A 19,290-nucleotide genomic window follows, 5' to 3' on the forward strand; every position below is an offset into this window, starting at 1 on the left:
TGGGTGGGGGCGCCGCTGGCGGGGGCTGCGGGGCCCCCCCCCCCCCGCCCGCCCCCCGCCCCCCCCCACTACACTCCGGTCCCTTGCCGCAGGCAAGGGCAGGGTTGGGGTGGCTCTTTGGCCTTTCAGGCGTTGCCAGCTTCGCGGCTTACGCCGCTCCCACAACGGCCGTGGGGCCGGTCGTTTAAACTATGCGCATGATCGTCAATACCGCTGCCTACCTCTTCGTTCCGCTGGCTGATGCCGAAGCCTTGACCGCCACCCTGCATGAACGCGCAAAGGCGCTGGAGCTGCGTGGCACCATCCTGATCGCGGAGGAGGGCATCAACCTGTTCCTCGCCGGTAGCAGTGAAGGTATCGAGAGCTTCTACAGCCAGCTCAAGGCCGACGCCCGCTTCGCTGACATGCGGATCAAGTACAGCCACAGCCAGATGCAGCCGTTCGCCAGGCTGAAGGCCAAGTTCAAGCCGGAAATCATCAGCTTCCGCCGCGAAGACGGCCAGCCGCTGGATTACCCGCGCGCACCCAGCGTGGCCCCGGCCACCGTGCAGCGTTGGCTGCGGCAGGGCCACGACGACGACGGCAAACGCGTGGTGATGCTGGATACGCGCAACTGGCAGGAATTCGCGCATGGCACGTTCGAGGGTGCGTTGACCCTGCCGATCGCCAAGTTCACCGATCTGCCGGCCGCACTGGAGCCGCACCGCGAGTCGCTGGCCGATGCCACCGTGGTCAGCTTCTGCACCGGCGGCATCCGCTGTGAGAAGGCAGCGCTGTGGATGCAGAACGATGGCATGCACAACGTGCTGCAGCTGGAAGGCGGCATCCTCGGTTACTTCGAGGAAGTCGGTGGTGAAGGCTATGACGGCCGCTGTTTCGTGTTTGATGAACGCGTGGCGCTGGATGCGCAGCTGCAGCCGCTGGTGGACCGGCGGGACGACGCCCAGGCCTGATCCCGCACCGACAGGGTGGGAAACAGTGTCCCGGTGGAAGTCGTGGTGACTGCATGGAGAATGCGAGGACGAACCCCATGTCCTTCGTATTGTCCACGGAGACCGCAGAATGATCCCCCTTTCCATCCTTGACCTGGCCCCGGTCTGCGAGGGCTCAACCCCGCAGCAGGCGTTTGCCAACATGCTGGAGTTGGCCCAGCACGCCGATCGCTGGGGCTATCACCGCTATTGGCTGGCCGAGCACCACAACATGCCCGGCATCGCCAGCGCCGCGACCGCGGTGCTGATCGGGCATGTGGCCGGTGGCACTTCGCGCATCCGCGTGGGTTCGGGTGGGGTGATGCTGCCCAATCATTCGCCGTTGCAAGTCGCCGAACAGTTCGGCACCTTGGCCTCGCTGTACCCGGACCGTATCGATCTGGGGCTGGGCCGGGCGCCCGGCACCGACCAGCCCACCGCGCGCGCCTTGCGCCGTTACTTCGACAGCGCCGACCAGTTCCCGCAGGATGTCGCCGAACTGCTGCACTACTTCGCGCCGGTACAGCCCGGGCAGTCGGTGCAGGCCGTGCCCGGCGGCGGCATCCCAGTGCCGGTCTGGCTGCTGGGCTCGAGTCTGTTCAGTGCGCGCCTGGCGGCGGCGATGGGCCTGCCGTTTGCGTTTGCCTCGCACTTCGCCCCGGATTCCATGGATGAGGCGCTGGCGCTCTATCGCCGCGACTTCCGTCCTTCCGAGCACTTGCAGGCGCCTTACGCGATTCTGGCCTTGAATGTGGTGGCCAGCGAATCGGAGGCCGAATCGAAGCGCTTGTTCACCAGCCTGCAGCAGACCTTCGTCAATCTGCGACGCGGTACGCCGGGGCGCATCCCGCCGCCGGTGGATGACATCGAGGCGTTCTGGGCGCCGCATGAAAAGGCCGGTGTCGAGCGTGCCTTGGCCTGCAGCATCGTCGGTGATCCGAGGCAGGTCGCCGAAGGCTTGGCGGCCTTTGTCGAGCGCCATCGCCCGGATGAAATGATGCTGGCCGCCAATATCTATGATCCAGCAGCGCGGCTGCGTTCGTTCGATCTGGCGATGCAGGCCTGGCAGCGAGTGGGCGTGGCGTAAGCCGTTTGCCCCCTCCCTTTCGCGCAGCGAAGGGGAGGGCTGGGGAGGGGTGTGCTTTTGCTGGTAAAGCCTCTTGCCGAGCATGGCTCGGCACTACGCTTCTGCTCCCTCCCTTTCGCGTAGCGAAGGGGAGGGTTGGGGAGGGGTTTGCTTTTGCTGGTAAAGCTTCTTGCCGAGCATGGCTCGGCACTACCGCCTGCCGTGGGCCGTCAACTGGTCAGGCGCTCGAACAGCGCGATGCTCTCGCTGATCAGCTGGCCGGAGCCGAAGCCGAAGAACAGGCCGGCAGCAATCGCTGCCAACCAGTTGAACAGCATCAGCGCGCCATCGCGCTCGATCAGTGCCAGTGCGAACAACAGCAGCTGGAAGCCGAACAGGTAGTTGGTGAATGGAATCGGTAGCGACAGCAGCAGACCGACCAGCAACAACAGCACGCCGGTGAGCATGCGCGCCGGCAGTGGCACGATCAGCACTGCCAGCCGCGGTTGCAGCATCCGGTCCAGGCGTTGCAGCGGTCGGCTGATCTTGCTCAGAAACCTGTGCACGGTGCTGCGCTTGGGGCCGCGTCTGGCAATGAAGCCCGGCAGCCACGGCCGCGACATGCCAAACAACAACTGGCTGCCGATCAGGAACACCAGCGGACTACTGACCGCACCGCCTATACCCGGGATCGGGATGAAGGCGGGCAGGATGGCGATGAACAGGAATACGCCGAAGGCGCTCTGTTCCAGGCCTTGCAGGACCTTGCCAAGCGGCAGGTGTTCATCCGGGTCGCCGCGTTCGAACATCGCCAGTAGCGTGCGGATGCCTTCGTTGCGATAGCCGCCGGTCTCCGTCCTGCTGGCGTCCGGCGTGGTGCCGTCCGGGTCAACCGGTGGTGTCATCGGCATCTTCTTCCGGCAGCCTGCGCAGCAGCAGCTTGTCGATGCGGGCACCGTCGAGGTCGACGATCTCGATGCGCCAGCCGGCCCAGTCGAAGTATTCGCCCGCGTGCGGAATGCGGCCGAAGTAATGCATGCACATGCCGGCGATGGTGTAGTAATCGCCTTCCTCCGCATCCGGCAGCTCGGCGCCGTTCATCAGCTCCTGCAGGTCGTCCACCGGCAGCGAGCCGTCGACCAGCAACGAGCCGTCTTCGCGGGTGACAACCAAGGCGTCGTCGTCGGTGTTCTCGGTTGCCTGCAGGCGGCCAACCACGGCGCCCATCAGGTCGGAGATGGTCACCAGGCCCTGGATCTCGCCGTACTCGTCCACCACCAGTGCCATTGACTGGTGTTCCTCGCGGAAGATCTCCAGCAGCTTCATCGCGTGGGTGGACTCGGAGACATACAGGGTCTCGCGGAGGTTCTCGAACAGGCTGTGGCTGCCGCCGCTGAGGCGGGTCACCAGGCTCTTGACCTCGAGGATGCCGGCGATGTCCTGGTCGTTGCCGCGATACACCGGGTAGCGCGAGAACGAGTGGTCACGCATGGCGGACAGGTTCTTCTCCGGGTCGGCGTTGGTGTCCAGCCAGGCGATGCGGTTGCGCGGGGTCATCAGGCTGTCGGCGGTGCGGTCGCCCAGGCGCATGACGCGGTTCATCATGTCGCGCTCGTGGCTGTCGATCACGCCCTGCTCATGGCTCTCGGCCACCAGCATGCGGATCTCCTCTTCACTGACCGAGGCCGACTCGGTCTTGCCCAGGCCGAGCAGGCGCAGCACCAGCCGGGTGGAGTGCGAGAGCAGCCAGACGCCGGGGGCGGCGATACGGGCCAGCCAGCTCATTGGCACCGCGACAATGCCGGCGATGTCCTCGGAACGGGTCAAGGCGACACGTTTTGGCACCAGTTCGCCGAAGATCAGCGTCAGGTAGGTGATCAGGGCAACGGCCAGGGTCTTGCCGATGAACTCCGACCAGGGCTGGGTGGCGCCAAACAGCGAGAAGTTCGCCGACAGTGCTGGGAAGAGAGCCTGCAGGTGCTGGGCAATGGCGCCGCCGATGGCGTCACCGCCGTAAACACCGGTCAGGATGCCGATCAGGGTGATGCCGATCTGCACCGTGGACAGGAAATTCTCGGGCTTCTCGGACAGGGCCAGGGCGCGGGCGGCACGCTTGCTCGAGCTGGCCAGCTGCTTGAGGCGGCTCTTGCGCGAGGTCATGACCGACATTTCGGACATGGCAAAGAAGCCGTTGAGCAGAATCAAGGCCAGTACGATGAAAAATTCAAACACGGGTCTCTCCCCGGGTTGGTGACAGGGAGGGCGGGTGCTTGCAGTGGCGGCGGCCGCTCAGGGGCGGAATCCGGCGCTGTGGCGGGGGATAAGGGTCGTCGTCCATAGGGTGCGCCGCGAGGGCGCTTGGCGATATTAGCAAACCCCCGGGGCTCTGGCACGGCCGGCCGTTCACATTTCAGATGTAAAAAAGACGTCAGGAATACCCTGAATGCCATCTAGCCGTCATAATTCGCCCTTGGTGCCGTCCCTCCCGCGACGGCGAATAGGCTCCCCATGTTTTCGTTGCAGACCATCTTTGGCTCCGGCAAGCAGTTCTATACCTACCTCGACGAGGCCGCGCAGGCCGCCTATGACGGTGCCAAGGCACTGCACAGCATGATGCGCGAGGCCGATCGTCAGCCGGCGCTGGATGCGTTCAAGCTCGCCCGTCTGCGCGAGCGCGCCGCCTCGGACAAGATCAGCCAGGCACTGGTTGACAGTTTCATGACCCCGATCGAGCGCGAGGACATCGAAGCGCTGGGTTCGGCGCTGTACAAGATCCCCAAGCAGATCGAGAAGTTCGCCGACCGCTACTCGCTGGCCGTGCAGCATCTGGACCAGATCGACTTCGCCCCGCGCGCGGCGATGCTGGAGCAGGCCGCAGGCGTGGTGGTGGAAATGGTCAACGACCTGCGCCACATGAACCTGGACCGCATGACCGCGCTCAATGAGAAGCTGCGTTCACTGGAAAACGAAGCTGACCGCCTGATGTTGGAGCTGTACCGCGACATCTACTCCGGTCGCCTGGACAACCTGCAGATGTTCCTGCTCAAGGAATTCTTCGAGATCCTGGAAAAGGCCATCGACCGTTGCCGCGAAGCCGGCGTGGTGGCTTACCAGATCGTGCTCAAGAACAGCTGACGGGGACGCTCTATGCTCACCCTCGTCCTGGTGGTGATTCTGGCCGCGCTCGTCTTCGAGTTCATCAACGGCTTCCACGACACCGCCAATTCAATTGCCACCGTGGTGGCAACCAAGGTCCTGTCGCCCGGTTGGGCGGTGATGTTGGCCGCTTTCATGAACCTGATCGGCGCGCTCACCGGCACCGCCGTCGCGCTGACCATTGCCAATGGCCTGCTCAACACCGATGTGGTCGATGTGACCCCGCAGGTGATCCTGTGCGCGCTGCTGGGCGGCATCGTCTGGAACCTGATCACCTGGTGGAAGGGCCTGCCGTCCTCGTCCTCGCATGCCCTGATTGGCGGCCTGTGCGGTGCCGGTCTGGCCGCTGCGCATAACAACTGGGATGCGCTGATCTGGTCGCAGAACCTCGGCAACTGGGCGCAGAACAAGGGCCTGTTGTGGAAGGTGTTCGTGCCGATGATCACCTCGCCGATCGCCGGCTTCCTGCTCGGCGTGGTGGTGATGTGCCTGTTGTGGGCCATCATCGCCGGCATGGCCCGCGTTGGCGGCATGCTCGGTCGGTTGGCGCGCCCGCGTTGGGTCAATGCCTTCTTCGGCAAGGCACAGATCGTGTCGGCGGCGTACATGGGCTTTGCCCACGGTCACAACGATGCGCAGAAGACCATGGGCATCATCGCCATGACCCTGATTGGTGCCGAGGCAACCGGCGCGTTGAATGACCTGCCGTCGTGGCTGGCCTTCATGCACCCGGATGCTCACGCTGGCGACGGTATCGCCATGTGGATCGTGCTGACCTGTGCAGTGGTGATGGCGGCCGGTACCGCTTCGGGCGGCTGGAAGATCATCAAGACCCTGGGCCACAAGATGGTCAAGCTGCACCCGATCCACGGCTTTGCCGCGGAGACCAGCTCGGCCACCATCCTGACCCTGGCTGCGCACTTCGGCATGCCGGTCTCGACCACCCACAGCATCTCCACCGCGATCATGGGCGTTGGCTTCGCCAAGAACCCGCGTTCGCTGCGCCTGGGTGTGATCGAGCGCATCCTGTGGGCGTGGATCCTGACGATCCCGGCGGCAGGTGGTTGTGCTTACCTGATCCTGCGTCTGTTCGAAATGGTGGGTTGGAACTGAGTCAGTCGGTTCGCAGTCTGCAAACAAAAACCCGCCAGCGATGGCGGGTTTCTTGTTGGGTGGAGCGGGGTGTTGTTGTGTTGTTTGTAGGAGTGGCGTGAGTCGCGAAGTTCGCACATCATCAGGTGGCAAAAGGCCCCTGTCTTGTCGGCAATGCCAGCTTCGCGGCTTATGCCGCTCCCGCAAAAGAGAAAATCGCGGCGCGCGGCCAACAAAAAGCCTGCCGGTGAGGGCGGGCTTTCGGTGCAATGCGATTGCTTGGGGTCAGGCTTCCAGCGAGGCCAGGTCGCCTTTGCTCTCCAGCCAGCCCTTGCGGTCCGGGGCGCGCTTCTTGGCCAGCAGCATGTCCATCAAGGCCGAGGTCTGCTCGCTGTCGTCCACGGTCAGCTGCACCAGACGGCGCGTATCCGGATGGATGGTGGATTCGCGCAGCTGCGAGGGATTCATCTCGCCCAGGCCCTTGAAGCGGGTGACGCTGACCTGGCCGCGGATCTTCTCGCGCTCGATCTTGTCCAGCAGCGAGCGCTTCTCTTCCTCGTCCAGCGCATAGAACACCTGCTTGCCCACGTCGACACGGAACAGCGGCGGCATCGCTACGAACACGTGGCCAGCGTCCACCAGCGACGGGAAGTGGCGCAGGAACAGGGCGGTCAGCAAGGTAGCGATGTGCAGGCCGTCGGAGTCGGCGTCGGCCAGGATCACGATCTTGCCGTAACGCAGGCCGGACAGGTCGTCCTTGCCCGGGTCGCAGCCGATGGCGATGGCCAGGTTATGCACTTCTTCCGAGGCCAGCACGCTGCCCGAGGCGACTTCCCAGGTATTCAGGATCTTGCCGCGCAGCGGCAGGATGGCCTGGAAGTCCTTGTCGCGTGCCTGCTTGGCGCTGCCGCCTGCCGAGTCGCCCTCCACCAGGAACAGCTCGGTGCGCGACAGGTCCTGGCTGATGCAGTCGGCCAGCTTGCCGGGCAGGGCCGGGCCCTGGGTGACCTTCTTGCGGGTGACCAGCTTCTCGGTCTTCAGGCGCGCGCTGGCGCGCTCGATGGCGATCTGCGCGATCTTCTCGCCCAGTTCCACGTTCTGGTTCAGCAGCAGGCTGAAGGCGTCATGGGCGGCGCCTTCGACGAAGCCGGCGGCCTGGCGCGAGGACAGGCGTTCCTTGGTCTGGCCGCTGAACTGCGGATCGGTCATCTTCAGTGACAGCACGAAGGAGACGCGGTCCCAGACATCTTCCGGGGCCAGCTTGACGCCGCGCGGCAGCAGGTTGCGGAAGTCGCAGAACTCACGCAGCGCCTCGGTCAGGCCGGTGCGCAGGCCGTTGGCATGGGTGCCGTGCTGGGCGGTCGGGATCAGGTTCACGTAGCTTTCCTGTACCAGCTCGCCTTCCGGCAGCCAGGCCACGGCCCAGTCAACGATCTCGGTTTCCTTTTTCAGTGAGCCGGCAAACAGGTCGGCTGGCAGCATTTCACGCTCGCCCAGCTCGGCCTTCAGGTAGTCGCGCAGGCCGTCCTCGTAATACCAGGTGTCGACTTCGCCGGTGGCTTCGTCGGTCAGCTTCACGGTCAGGCCCGGGCACAGCACGGCCTTGGCACGCAGCAGGTGGCGCAGTGCGCGCACATTGAACTTGGGTGTGTCGAAGTACTTGGGGTCGGCCCAGAAGCGCACGCGGGTGCCGGTGTTCTTCTTGCCGACGCTGCCGACCACTTCCAGCGGACTGGCGCGGTCGCCATCGCGGAAGGTGATGCGGTGCTCGCTGCCGTCGCGGCGGATATGGATCTCCACCAGCGTGGACAGGGCGTTGACCACCGATACGCCGACGCCGTGCAGACCGCCGGAGAAGGTGTAGTTGCGGTTGTTGAACTTGCCGCCGGCGTGCAGCCTGGTCAGGATCAGTTCGACGCCCGGGATTTTCTCTTCCGGGTGGATGTCCACCGGCATGCCGCGGCCGTCATCGCTGACCTCGCAGCTGCCATCCTTGAACAGGGTGACTTCCACGGTCTTGGCGTGGCCGGCCAGGGCCTCATCGACCGAGTTGTCGATCACTTCCTGCGCCAGATGGTTCGGGCGGGCAGTGTCGGTATACATGCCAGGACGGCGTTTGACCGGGTCCAGGCCAGAGAGGACTTCGATGTCAGCGGCGTTGTAACGGGCGTTCATGGATCTCGGTAGGGCGCAAATCGACGTGGGAGTGTGCGGTCTGGCGGCGATTTTTGCACGCAGGGCATTCAGGGCCGGGGCAGCTGCGACGAGGTATCCTGTATCCGGTTCCAAAAAGGCCCGCCATTCCAGGCGGGGCAAGCCGAGGAGGTTTTGGATGAAAACATCAAAATTGCTGGCCCTGGGTGTTGTTGTCGCTGCCGTTGCCGCCGTTCCCTTCGTGATGGCGCAGAGCGCTGACAAGGCCAAGGCTGCCGAGGCCGCGCAGGCTGCCCCGGTCGACAAGGCGCAGAGCGAGGCCGAGCAGAAGGCCAAGCGCCGCGCTGCCGCCGCTGCCCAGGACAAGGCCAAGGCTGACCAGCCGGCGCCGCGTGAAGAAGAGGAAGAGGAAGCCCGTCGCCGTCGCTGACGCGCTTTTGCTGAGTTTCAAGGACGCCCCGGCGCAGGTCGGGGCGTCTTTTTTTTAATCCGCCGCATCCAGTGCTTGGGTGTTTTGGCGACAACCTTTAAACTAGGGCTTTCCGGGAGGCAGTGAGCCGTGACCCCCCTTATTTTTGTTACCGGTGGTGTGGTGTCCTCGCTAGGCAAGGGCATCGCAGCCGCGTCCCTGGCCTCGATTCTCGAGGCGCGTGGCCTGAAGGTCACCATGATGAAGCTGGATCCGTACATCAACGTCGATCCAGGCACGATGAGCCCCTTCCAGCATGGCGAGGTCTATGTCACCGACGACGGTGCCGAGACCGACCTCGATCTGGGCCATTACGAGCGTTTCGTCCATAACCGCCTGAGTCGCAAGAACTCGGTGACCACCGGGCGTATCTACGAGAACGTGATCCGCAAGGAGCGCCGTGGTGATTACCTGGGCGCGACCGTGCAGGTCATTCCGCACATCACCGATGAAATCCGCCGCTGCATCGACGAGGCCACTGCTGGCTTCGACGTGGCGCTGGTGGAGATCGGCGGCACCGTTGGCGACATCGAGTCGCTGCCGTTCCTGGAGGCGATCCGCCAGGTGCGCACCGAGCGTGGCCCGGAGAAGGCGCTGTTCATGCATCTCACCCTGGTGCCGTACATCGGTGCAGCCGGCGAGCTGAAGACCAAGCCGACCCAGCACTCGGTCAAGGAACTGCGCTCGATCGGCATCCAGCCGGACGTGTTGCTGTGCCGTTCCGAGCATGCAATCCCGGACTCGGAGCGCCGCAAGATTTCGCTGTTCACCAATGTTTCCGAGCGCGCCGTGATCAGCGTGCCGGACGTGGAAGTCCTGTACCGCGTGCCGATGGGCCTGCATGCGCAGGGTCTGGACGAGATCGTGGTCAACCAGCTCAAGCTCGGTGACAAGGCTGGTCCGGCCGACCTGTCCGAGTGGGAGTCGGTGCTGGATGCGGCGCTGCATCCGCTGGACGAGGTCACCATCGCCGTGGTCGGCAAGTACGTCGACCATCAGGATGCGTACAAGTCGGTGGGCGAGGCGCTCAAGCACGGCGGCCTGCGCCAGCGCACCAAGGTCAACCTGAAGTGGCTGGAAGCGCAGGAACTGGAGGAATCCGGCCTGTCCGCGCTGGACGGCGTCGACGGCATCCTGGTGCCGGGCGGCTTCGGTGACCGTGGTTTCGAGGGCAAGGTGCTGACCTCGCAGTACGCCCGTGAGCACAAGGTGCCGTATTTCGGCATCTGCTATGGCATGCAGGCGGCAGTGGTGGACTACGCCCGCCATGTGGCTGGCCTGGAAGGCGCCAACAGCACCGAGAACGACCGCCAGTCGCCGAATCCGGTGATCGGCCTGATCACCGAATGGCGTACCGCCACCGGTGAAGTCGAGAAGCGCGACGAGAAGTCCGATCTGGGCGGCACCATGCGCCTGGGCCTGCAGGAGCAGCGCCTGAAGCCGGGCACCCTGGCCCGCGAGCTGTACGGCAAGGACGTGGTGGCCGAGCGTCACCGTCACCGCTACGAGTTCAACAACCGCTACCGCACCCAGTTGGAAGACGCAGGTCTGGTGATTGCCGGCAAGTCGATGGATGACACGCTGGTGGAAGTGGTCGAGCTGCCGCGTGACCAGCACCCGTGGTTCCTGGCCTGCCAGGCACACCCGGAGTTTCTGTCCACCCCGCGTGGCGGCCACCCGCTGTTCATCGGCTTCATCCGCGCCGCGCGCGAGAAGAAGGCCGGCGGCAAGCTGTTGCAGGAAGCCCGCGCCTGAAAGGGTAGTGCCGAGCCATGCTCGGCAGGGGGCGTTACCCGTGGCGTGTGAATGAAGGCGAGCTTCGCTCTCCTTACCCTCATCCGCCCTTCGGGCACCTTCTCCCACAGGGAGAAGGGCAAGGTGCTACCCAAACAAGGCCCGCCCAGTGCGGGCCTTGTGCGTTTCAGCGGCCCGCGCCGCTTTCAGGCGAAAGCAACGGCCGCGCCAGCCTGCGCTTCGTTTAAACTCCCGGCTGGTATTTGTGTTTCCCGTCGATAACAGACTCTCCTGAACGAGCCTAGCCCCCAGACATGACCAACATCGCCAAGATCCACGCCCGTGAAATCCTCGACAGCCGTGGCAACCCCACGCTGGAAGCCGAAGTCACCCTGGCCGACGGCTCGTTCGGCCGCGCCGCCGTCCCGTCCGGCGCTTCGACCGGCACCAAGGAGGCCGTGGAGCTGCGCGATGGCGACAAGACCCGTTACCTGGGCAAGGGCGTGCGCAATGCCGTGGGCAACATTAATGGTGCGATCGCCACCGCACTGGCCGGCTTCAATGCCGAAGACCAGGAAGGCCTGGATCGCCGCCTGATCGATCTGGACGGCACCGAGAACAAGGGCCGCCTGGGCGCCAATGCGCTGCTCGGTGTTTCCATGGCCGCCGCCCACGCCGTCGCCGCTTCCAAGAAGCAGGCGCTGTGGCAGTACCTGGCCGCCAAGACCGGCGCCACCCCGTCGCTGCCGGTGCCGATGATGAACATCATCAACGGTGGCGCACATGCCGATAACAACGTCGACTTCCAGGAGTTCATGGTGTTGCCGGTCGGCTTCAGCTCGTTCAGCGAATCGCTGCGCGCCGGCACCGAAATCTTCCACGCGCTGAAGTCGGTGCTGAAGGGCCACGGCCTGAGCACGGCGGTGGGCGATGAAGGCGGCTTCGCGCCGGACTTCCGCAGCAACGTCGAGGCGCTGGACACCATTCTGGAAGCCATCGGCAAGGCCGGTTACACCGCCGGCGAAGACATCCTGCTCGGCCTGGACGTCGCTTCCAGCGAGTTCTACGAGAACGGCAAGTACAACCTGGTTGGCGAGAACAAGCGCCTGACCTCCGAGCAGTTCGTCGACTTCCTGGCCGACTGGAGCGCGCAGTACCCGATCATCAGCATCGAGGACGGCCTGGCCGAGAACGACTGGGCCGGTTGGAAGCTGCTGACCCAGCGCGTCGGCAACAAGGTGCAGCTGGTCGGCGACGATCTGTTCGTCACCAACCCGAAGATCTTCGCCGAAGGCATCGAGTCGGGCACCGCCAATGCCATCCTGATCAAGGTCAATCAGATCGGCACCCTGACCGAGACCCTGGAAGCCATCGCCATGGCCGACAAGGCCGGTTATGCGGCCATCGTCTCGCACCGCTCGGGCGAAACCGAAGACACCACCATCGCCGACATCGCCGTGGCCACCACTGCCACCCAGATCAAGACCGGCTCGCTGTGCCGCAGCGATCGCGTGGCCAAGTACAACCAGCTGCTGCGTATCGAGGAAGCCCTCGGCAGCGGCGCGCGTTATGCCGGCCGTGACGCGTTTGTCTCGCTCAAGCGCTGATCGTCATGCGTAATTGGCGCTGGCTGCTGCTGGTGCTGGCGGTACTGCTGGGATTGCTGCAGTACCGCTTCTGGTTTGGCCAGGGCAACTCGGGCGAAGTGATGATGCTCGAGGCGCAGGTGGCCAACCAGAAGCGTGACAACGACGGTCTGCAGCAGCGCAATGATTCCCTGGCGGCGGAAGTCCAGGACCTCAAGGATGGCGAGGCTGCCATCGAGGAACGTGCGCGCAGCGAACTGGGCATGATCAAGCCGGGTGAGAAGTTCTACCGGGTCGTCGAGGACGCCCCGGTGGCTGCGCCCGTGGTGCCTGCGCCTGCCGCGGCGACGGAACCGTCGGCCGGGCAGGGTAACCAGCAGTCGCCATCGGAGAACATCCCGTGATCGTGCAGACCTGGGCGGTGGTTCCCGCGGCTGGGCGCGGCGCGCGTTTTGGCGGCCCGGTGCCCAAGCAATACCTGCTGGCCGACGGTGAGCCGCTGCTCGCGCACGCCCTGCAGTCCTTGCTCGCGCATCCCGGCGTGGCCGGGGTGATGGTGGCCATTGCCGAGAACGATGCCGATTGGCCAGGTTGGACTTCGTTTGCCGACAAGCCGGTGCTGACCTGCGTGGGAGGAGAGACCCGCGCGGCGTCGGTATTGGCAGGCCTGCAGGCGCTGCCGGAGAGCGTGCGTGCCGATGACTTCGTGCTGGTCCACGACGCCGCGCGGCCAAATCTGGCGGCGACCGATCTGAGCCGTTTGCTGGAAGTGGGGCGTGCTGATCCGGTCGGTGGCATTCTCGCCGCGCCGGTGCGCGACACGCTCAAGCGTGCTGGCGATGATGGTGGCATTGACGGCACGGAGCCGCGTGAGCGCCTGTGGCGCGCGCTGACCCCGCAGTTGTTCCGCCGCCATCAACTCACCCGCGCGCTGCTCGATGCGGCGGCTGCAGGTGTCGACGTCACCGACGAGGCGATGGCGATGGAGCGCCAAGGCGTGCGCCCGTTGCTGGTTGAAGGCGCCGAGAGCAATTTCAAGGTCACCACGCCGGCCGATCTGGCCCGTTTCGAATTCGAGCTGTCGCGGCGCGGCAGCTGATCCCTTGTCGGCGCGTTGGCGCCGGCTCTGCCAAGAAGTACTGCCATGAACTCTTCTGTTTCCTTCCCTCCCATCCGTATCGGCCAAGGCTATGACGTGCATGCCTTTGGTGAGGGCGACCACATCATGCTGGCCGGCGTGCGCGTGCCGCACAGCCGCGGCGTGCTCGCGCACAGTGATGGCGATGTCGCCCTGCATGCGCTGTGTGACGCAATGCTCGGTGCGCTGGCGCTGGGTGACATCGGCGTGCACTTCCCGCCGTCCGACGATCGCTGGAAAGGTGCGGACAGCAGCCGCTTCGTCAGTCATTGCAATGAACTGCTGCGCGAGCGCGGCTGGCTGGTCGGCAATGTCGACATCACCGTGATCTGTGAGCGGCCCAAGGTGGGTCCGCATGCACTGGCGATGCGCGAGAAGGTCGCGCAGTTGCTGCAGATCGATCTGGATCGGGTCAGCATCAAGGCCACCACCAGTGAAAAGCTGGGATTCACCGGCCGCGAAGAAGGCATCGCCGCGCAGGCCGTGGCCCTGTTGGTGGGCGCATGATCGCGTTGCCGCTGGCCTTTGGTGCGCCGGTGCTGACTGCGGCCATCCGCAGCGTGCCCGAAGACTTCCAGGTTGATGAAATCCCCGCCTTTGAAGCGACCGGCGAGGGTGAGCACCTGTTGCTCGATATCCGCAAGCGCGGCGCCAATACCGTGGCGATTGCCAAGCAGTTGGCGCAATGGGCAGGCGTGCCGGAAATGGGCGTCAGCTATGCCGGGCAGAAAGATCGGCATGCGGTGACCACGCAGCGCTTCAGCGTGCACCTGCCCAAGCGCGTTGCGCCGGATCTGGCGCTGCTGGAGTCGGACGAGCTGCATGTGCTGGCGTCGACCTGGCACAACCGCAAGCTGCAGCGCGGCGCATTGGCGGGCAACCGCTTCAAGCTGGTGCTGCGTGGTGTGCAAGGTGACAAGGCGGCCATCGAGGAACGCCTGCAGATTGTCGCTGCACGCGGCCTGCCAAACTGGTTTGGCGAACAGCGCTTTGGCCGCGATGGCGGCAATGTGCCGGCGGCGCTGCAGATGTTTGCTGGCCGTCGGGTGCGCAAGGACCAGCGTTCGATGCTGCTGTCCGCCGCGCGCTCTGCATTGTTCAACCGCGTGCTGGCCGCACGCGTGGAGCAGGGCAACTGGGACACCGCGCTGGATGGCGAGGTGTGGATGCTGGACGGCAGCCGTTCGGTGTTTGGCCCGGAGCCGATGAACGAGGTGCTGGCGGAGCGCCTGGCGCGTTTCGATATCCACCCCAGCGCGCCGTTGTGGGGCGTTGGTGAGCTGCGCGCGACCGATGCCGCGCGGGCATTGGAAGATCAGGCCCTGAGTGATGAGCAGGCCTTGGCGCTGCGTACCGGGTTGGAGCAGGCCGGGCTCAAGCAGGAGCGCCGTTCGTTGCGCCTCAAGCCCATGTTGATGCAGCACCAGTGGTTGGCCGATGACGTGCTGGAGGTGTCGTTTGCGTTGCCGCCGGGCTGCTACGCCACCGCAGTACTGCATGAACTGGGTGAAGTGACCGACGCCAGTCGCAATGAGATCGCGGGCGCTCCGGCAGCTGAAGCCGAAGCATCGAGCGAGGAAGGCGCCGCCGGCTGAGTGGTTGGCAAGGTTGTAGCCCGGGTAAGCGCAGCGCACCCGGGGAAACAGGATCCAGTGGTACTTCAGCATGCGTCATGCGTCGCGAACAGCCCCGGGTGCGCTGCGCTTACCCGGGCTACAGAGACTGCAATGCCGCGCCGTCCATGCGAATCGACTGGCCGAGCGGATCGCTCAGCGATTGGCCAGCAACACCAGAACCGCACCGGTGCCGCCCTGGGTGGGCGGCGCGGAATGGAATGCCAGCACGTCATTGCGCTGGCGCAGCATGCGGTCGACCAGGTTCTTCAGCACTGGCGCACCGCCATCTGACTGCAGGCCTTTGCCGTGGATGATGCGCACGCAGCCGTGTTCATGTGCGCGTGCCTCCAGCAGGAACTGGCGCAGCAGGTTCTCGGCCTGGGCGGCGGTGGCGCCGTGCAGGTCCAGTTCGTCCTGCACTGAATACTGGCCACGCTTGAGCCGCTGGAACATCTGAGGTGGCAGGTTGTCGCGCCGGTAGCTGGCGTTGTCGCCGGCTTCCAGAGGCTTGCTGGAACGTAGCAGGCGCGCAAATTCGCCCAGGGCCTGGGATTCATCCTGTTCTGCCATGCGCGCGCGCGGCTTGGGCCGTGGCTTGCCGGTAGCCGGTGCCTCCACCGGGCGCATCGGCGTCACTTCGCCAATGGCCGAGCGGAACAGGGCGGCGTCATCTTCTTCATCTGGGTACGACATTCCTACAGCGTAACGTGCGCACGATCGCAGGCAAGCCCCGGGTGGGTGGAAAGTGCCGCGGTGCATTCCGGTATCATGGTCGCTCAGGTCGGTCCGTCACGGTGATGTACTAACCGGAGGTTCCGGCGATTGCGGCGCTGAGTGGGAGCGTCGCGTGTTGATCCAGTAACCCAGGCCTTTAATGCGCGTACTTGTATCAAATGACGATGGTGTGGACGCCCCCGGCATCAAGATGTTGGCCGAGGAGCTTCGCAACGCCGGACACGAAGTCACCGTGGTGGCACCGGACCGTGATCGCTCCGGTGCATCCAACTCACTCACGCTGGATCAACCGGTGCGTCTGCGCCGCATTGACCACTACACCTGCGCGGTGGCGGGTACGCCTACCGACTGCGTGCATCTGGCGCTGACCGGCATGCTCGAATTCGAGCCGGACATCGTGGTGTCAGGCATCAACAATGCCGCCAACCTCGGCGATGACGTGATCTATTCGGGCACGGTGTCGGCGGCGATGGAAGGGCGCCACCTCGGCCTGCCCTCGGTGGCGGTGTCGCTGGTCACCCACAAGCACGAAGCCAAGAACTTCGTCACCGCAGCACGTGCCGCGGTGGAGATCGTGTCGCGGCTGATCGCTGATCCATTGCCGGCCGACACCATCCTCAACGTCAATGTGCCGGACCTGCCATGGGAGCAGATCCGAGGCTTCGAGGTCACCCGGCTTGGCAATCGTCATCGCGCCGAAGCCTGTGTTCCGGCGACCGATCCACGCGGCAATACCGTGTACTGGATCGGCCCGGCCGGCAGTGAACAGGACGCAGGTCCCGGCACCGACTTCCACGCCGTGCGTACCGGGCATATTTCGATCACCCCGATCCAGGTCGACCTGACCCGCTATTCGGCGCTGGAAAAGGTCGCCAGCTGGGTGGGTGGGCTGACCGAAACCCTGGGGAAGCCTGAATGACGCCGCGCCTGCGCCTGCAGCCGGAGGCCGTGGGTATCGGCATGACCTCGCAGCGGGTGCGCGACCGTCTGGTCGACCGCCTGCGCGAAGTGGGCATTGCCGATGAGGCCACGCTCAACGCTGTGCGCGTGGTGCCACGGCACCTGTTCATTGATGAGGCGCTGGCCTCACGCGCCTACGAGGACACCGCACTGCCGATCGGCCATGGCCAGACCATCTCCCAGCCCTGGGTCGTGGCGCGCATGACCGAAGTGGTGTTGGCGGTCGCGCCGAAAAAGGTGCTGGAAGTCGGCACTGGCTCGGGTTACCAGGCCGCCATCCTTGGCGCGCTGGGCCTTGAGGTGTTCACCGTCGAACGCATCGGCGACCTGCTGCGACAGGCGCGCAAGCGCTTCCGGCATCTGGGTATGAACATCCGCACCAAGCATGACGACGGCCGTATCGGCTGGCCAGAGCACGGCCCGTACGATGCCATCGTGGTGACAGCTGCTGCACCGGCGCTGGTGGATGCCTTGATCGACCAGTTGGCCGTCGGCGGCCGCTTGGTGGCACCGGTTGGCGGGCCGGGCGGACAGGTGCTGTTGCAACTGACCCGGCAGGCCGATGGCACCATTGTCCAGGAAGAGCTGGCGCCGGTGAGCTTCGTGCCGTTGTTGCCGGGCATGCTGGACTGAGAACAGGACTACTCTCTGAATGAAGATTTTCGGGCCGTTATACGACCGCGCCATGGTTTGGGCTGCCAATGAGCGTGCGCCCACTTATTTGACCGTGCTCAGTTTCATCGAGGCCATCATCTTCCCGGTGATGCCGGAAGTGATGCTGATGCCGATGTGCGTGGCACAGCCGCGCAAGGGTTGGCGCTTTGCGACCCTGAGCCTGATTGGTTCCATGGCCGGCGCGATGGTGGGTTATGCGCTGGGCCATTACGCCTTCGAGGTGATCAAGCCGCTGTTCGAGGCGATGGGCATGCTGCCGGCGATTGAAAGCGGTATCGCTACCCTGCAAGCCAAGATGGCGGAGTCGCCATGGGCGGTGTTCACCTTCCTGGTGCTGGGTGGCTTCATGCCCATCCCGATGAAGGTCTTCACGTGGGCCTCGGGTATCGTCGGCGTGCCGATGCCGCAGTATGTGTTGAGCATGCTGGTTGGGCGCGGCAAGCGGGTTTATTTGTTGGCGGCGGTGATCCGCTTCGGCGGCGCACAGGCGGCTGAGCGGTTGCGGCGCTGGATTGAGCCATTGGGCTGGATTGCCACCGCATTGGTGGTGGGCCTGGTGGCGTGGCTGGTCTGGAGGGCTAAATTCGCATGAATGCATTGATGGTGGGCAAGAGCTTGAGCAGGGCGCTGGCCGTTCTGGCGGTGGTCTCGTTGGCGGCGTGCGGAACTGCCACGGTGGTGAAGCCCTCGGGCGGCAGTTCGGGTTCATCTGCCTCGACCACGCCGCGCACCTCTGTCCCCAAGCCGGGACAGACGGCCATCGTGCGTCGTGGCGATACCTTGTTCGGCATAGCCCGGATAAACAACATCACCCCGCGTGATCTGGCTGCCTGGAACGGCCTGTCCGAGCCATACACCATCTATCCGGGGCAGGCGCTGCGGCTGTATCCGGGCGGGGCGACTGCCAGCCGGCCACCGGCTGCTGGGGGTTCAACGACTACCACTACCCGTCCGGTAACGCAGCCAACGGTGGTTACACCCACGCCGGTCAATAGCGGCATCGGCTGGCGCTGGCCTGCTGAGGGTGCCCTGGTGGGCCGTTTTGTCGCGGGTGAAGCCACCAAGCAGGGCGTGGATATCGCTGGCAGCAGCGGCCAGGCGGTACGTGCCGCGGGCCCTGGTGTGGTGGTGTATTCCGGCGCTGGCCTGGTTGGTTATGGCGAGCTGATCATCATCAAGCACAACGACCAGTGGCTGTCGGCCTACGGCCACAACCGCAAGCGTCTGGTCAACGAGGGCCAGAGCGTCAAGGCCGGCGACCAGATCGCCGAGATGGGCCGTACCGGCACCTCACGCGACATGCTGCACTTCGAGATCCGTTACAACGGCAAGCCGGTCGATCCGCTGGTCTATCTGCCAAGCCGCTAGATGTCTGCGGTCCCGTCCTGATCATCGGGCGGGACCTGCAGCAGATGTGTCAGACCCAATAGTCGAGGGCAGTGCCGGGATTGCTTCGGTGCCGTGATGGCATCCATGTTTGAAGAGGGTGGGCAGATGCAGAAGCCGAGGTACTGGTTCCAGGCTGCAAGTCACGGGCAGGGGTGGAGCTGGCCCTTGGCCTGGCAGGGCTGGGTGGTGTATGCGTTGGTGGCGGTACTGTTGCCGACGGGGTTCCTGTTGTTTCCGCCCACGACCAGTCCGGTCGCGTTCGCCGGCTTCCATGCTTGCGTGGCGGTGTCGATGCTGCTGGTGTGTTGGCTGAAAGGTGAGCCGCTGGCCCGCTAGAGAGCAAGATGAAGGATCCGGTGTCACCGGGTTCTTGATATCTGCAGGTGTGGCAGGAAATCCGGCAGGTGTTGCCGGGGTTGCAGCTTTTCCCGTAGTGCCGAGCCATGCTCGGCAGCGGCTTGCCCAGTGATGCGCCAGCACGCACCGGCCTGTGGGAGCGGTGTAAGTCGCGAAGCTGATGAACCATCTGATGCATTGCCTGTAAGGCCC

The 19,290-nt window shown here is 64.7% G+C and carries 20 protein-coding genes; 16 read left to right on the forward strand and 4 right to left on the reverse strand.

The window, feature by feature from the left end; translation table 11 throughout:
• Positions 1 to 197 precede the first annotated feature (197 nt).
• A complete protein-coding gene (locus AC13FW_RS03220; protein WP_482988273.1) occupies positions 198 to 953 on the forward strand; it encodes a sulfurtransferase in 756 nt (251 codons plus the stop codon).
• Between the two features lie 109 nt (positions 954 to 1,062).
• A complete protein-coding gene (locus tag AC13FW_RS03225; protein ID WP_482988174.1) occupies positions 1,063 to 2,058 on the forward strand; it encodes an LLM class flavin-dependent oxidoreductase in 996 nt (331 codons plus the stop codon).
• 209 nt (positions 2,059 to 2,267) lie between these two features.
• Here AC13FW_RS03225 and AC13FW_RS03230 read toward each other — a convergent pair whose 3' ends face one another.
• Positions 2,268 to 2,942 (reverse strand): exopolysaccharide biosynthesis protein, encoded by a 675-nt coding sequence (locus AC13FW_RS03230; protein WP_482988175.1) that lies wholly within the window; start codon positions 2,940 to 2,942, stop codon positions 2,268 to 2,270.
• Entirely contained in the window at positions 2,926 to 4,269 is a 1,344-nt protein-coding gene (locus AC13FW_RS03235) for a hemolysin family protein (protein ID WP_282272630.1), read from the reverse strand. The genes AC13FW_RS03230 and AC13FW_RS03235 overlap by 17 nt, the downstream gene beginning before the upstream one ends.
• A 276-nt stretch (positions 4,270 to 4,545) precedes the next feature.
• Here AC13FW_RS03235 and AC13FW_RS03240 point away from each other — a divergent pair, with 276 nt between their 5' ends.
• Entirely contained in the window at positions 4,546 to 5,172 is a 627-nt protein-coding gene (locus AC13FW_RS03240; RefSeq protein ID WP_057628278.1) for a DUF47 domain-containing protein, read from the forward strand.
• Between the two features lie 12 nt (positions 5,173 to 5,184).
• On the forward strand, positions 5,185 to 6,306 hold the full coding sequence (locus tag AC13FW_RS03245; protein WP_482986446.1) for an inorganic phosphate transporter: 1,122 nt from the start codon (positions 5,185 to 5,187) through the stop codon (positions 6,304 to 6,306).
• A 264-nt stretch (positions 6,307 to 6,570) separates the two neighbouring features.
• Here AC13FW_RS03245 and parE read toward each other — a convergent pair whose 3' ends face one another.
• Complete coding sequence (gene parE, locus AC13FW_RS03250; RefSeq protein ID WP_282273023.1) at positions 6,571 to 8,460, reverse strand: DNA topoisomerase IV subunit B; 1,890 nt, start codon at positions 8,458 to 8,460, stop codon at positions 6,571 to 6,573.
• Positions 8,461 to 8,617: 157 nt separating this feature from the next.
• Between parE and AC13FW_RS03255 the strand changes: the two genes are divergently transcribed.
• From AC13FW_RS03255 to truD, 7 genes are all read left to right on the forward strand, one after another.
• Positions 8,618 to 8,869 carry a hypothetical protein gene (locus AC13FW_RS03255; RefSeq protein WP_296249128.1) on the forward strand — a complete coding sequence of 84 codons (252 nt, stop codon included), beginning with the start codon at positions 8,618 to 8,620 and terminating at the stop codon, positions 8,867 to 8,869.
• Positions 8,870 to 8,998: 129 nt separating this feature from the next.
• A complete protein-coding gene (locus tag AC13FW_RS03260; protein WP_482988176.1) occupies positions 8,999 to 10,663 on the forward strand; it encodes a CTP synthase in 1,665 nt (554 codons plus the stop codon).
• 293 nt (positions 10,664 to 10,956) lie between these two features.
• On the forward strand, positions 10,957 to 12,249 hold the full coding sequence (eno, locus tag AC13FW_RS03265; protein WP_282271948.1) for a phosphopyruvate hydratase: 1,293 nt from the start codon (positions 10,957 to 10,959) through the stop codon (positions 12,247 to 12,249).
• Between the two features lie 5 nt (positions 12,250 to 12,254).
• A complete protein-coding gene (gene ftsB, locus AC13FW_RS03270; RefSeq protein WP_296249134.1) occupies positions 12,255 to 12,632 on the forward strand; it encodes a cell division protein FtsB in 378 nt (125 codons plus the stop codon).
• Positions 12,629 to 13,327: a 2-C-methyl-D-erythritol 4-phosphate cytidylyltransferase gene (gene ispD, locus AC13FW_RS03275; RefSeq protein ID WP_482988177.1), complete on the forward strand. Its 699-nt coding sequence runs from the start codon at positions 12,629 to 12,631 to the stop codon at positions 13,325 to 13,327. Before ftsB ends, ispD begins: the two co-directional genes overlap by 4 nt.
• A gap of 45 nt (positions 13,328 to 13,372) precedes the next feature.
• A complete protein-coding gene (gene ispF / locus AC13FW_RS03280) occupies positions 13,373 to 13,873 on the forward strand; it encodes a 2-C-methyl-D-erythritol 2,4-cyclodiphosphate synthase (protein ID WP_482988178.1) in 501 nt (166 codons plus the stop codon).
• Positions 13,870 to 14,961, forward strand: a complete 1,092-nt coding sequence (gene truD / locus AC13FW_RS03285; RefSeq protein WP_482988179.1) for a tRNA pseudouridine(13) synthase TruD — start codon at positions 13,870 to 13,872, stop codon at positions 14,959 to 14,961. The genes ispF and truD overlap by 4 nt, the downstream gene beginning before the upstream one ends.
• Positions 14,962 to 15,135: 174 nt before the next feature.
• Here truD and AC13FW_RS03290 read toward each other — a convergent pair whose 3' ends face one another.
• On the reverse strand, positions 15,136 to 15,675 hold the full coding sequence (locus AC13FW_RS03290; protein WP_282271939.1) for a Smr/MutS family protein: 540 nt from the start codon (positions 15,673 to 15,675) through the stop codon (positions 15,136 to 15,138).
• Positions 15,676 to 15,856: 181 nt separating this feature from the next.
• Here AC13FW_RS03290 and surE point away from each other — a divergent pair, with 181 nt between their 5' ends.
• The 5 genes from surE (at position 15,857) to AC13FW_RS03315 (ending at position 19,077) form a co-directional block, all read left to right on the forward strand.
• Complete coding sequence (gene surE / locus AC13FW_RS03295; RefSeq protein WP_282271937.1) at positions 15,857 to 16,636, forward strand: 5'/3'-nucleotidase SurE; 780 nt, start codon at positions 15,857 to 15,859, stop codon at positions 16,634 to 16,636.
• Positions 16,633 to 17,310 (forward strand): protein-L-isoaspartate(D-aspartate) O-methyltransferase, encoded by a 678-nt coding sequence (locus tag AC13FW_RS03300; RefSeq protein ID WP_282271936.1) that lies wholly within the window; start codon positions 16,633 to 16,635, stop codon positions 17,308 to 17,310. The genes surE and AC13FW_RS03300 overlap by 4 nt, the downstream gene beginning before the upstream one ends.
• 19 nt (positions 17,311 to 17,329) lie before the next feature.
• Positions 17,330 to 17,944: a YqaA family protein gene (locus tag AC13FW_RS03305; protein WP_282271935.1), complete on the forward strand. Its 615-nt coding sequence runs from the start codon at positions 17,330 to 17,332 to the stop codon at positions 17,942 to 17,944.
• Positions 17,941 to 18,720: a peptidoglycan DD-metalloendopeptidase family protein gene (locus AC13FW_RS03310; RefSeq protein WP_482988180.1), complete on the forward strand. Its 780-nt coding sequence runs from the start codon at positions 17,941 to 17,943 to the stop codon at positions 18,718 to 18,720. Before AC13FW_RS03305 ends, AC13FW_RS03310 begins: the two co-directional genes overlap by 4 nt.
• Positions 18,721 to 18,816: 96 nt before the next feature.
• Positions 18,817 to 19,077 (forward strand): hypothetical protein, encoded by a 261-nt coding sequence (locus AC13FW_RS03315; protein WP_482988181.1) that lies wholly within the window; start codon positions 18,817 to 18,819, stop codon positions 19,075 to 19,077.
• Positions 19,078 to 19,290 lie beyond the last annotated feature (213 nt).

The organism is Stenotrophomonas sp. 21LCFQ19, from assembly GCF_056861425.1.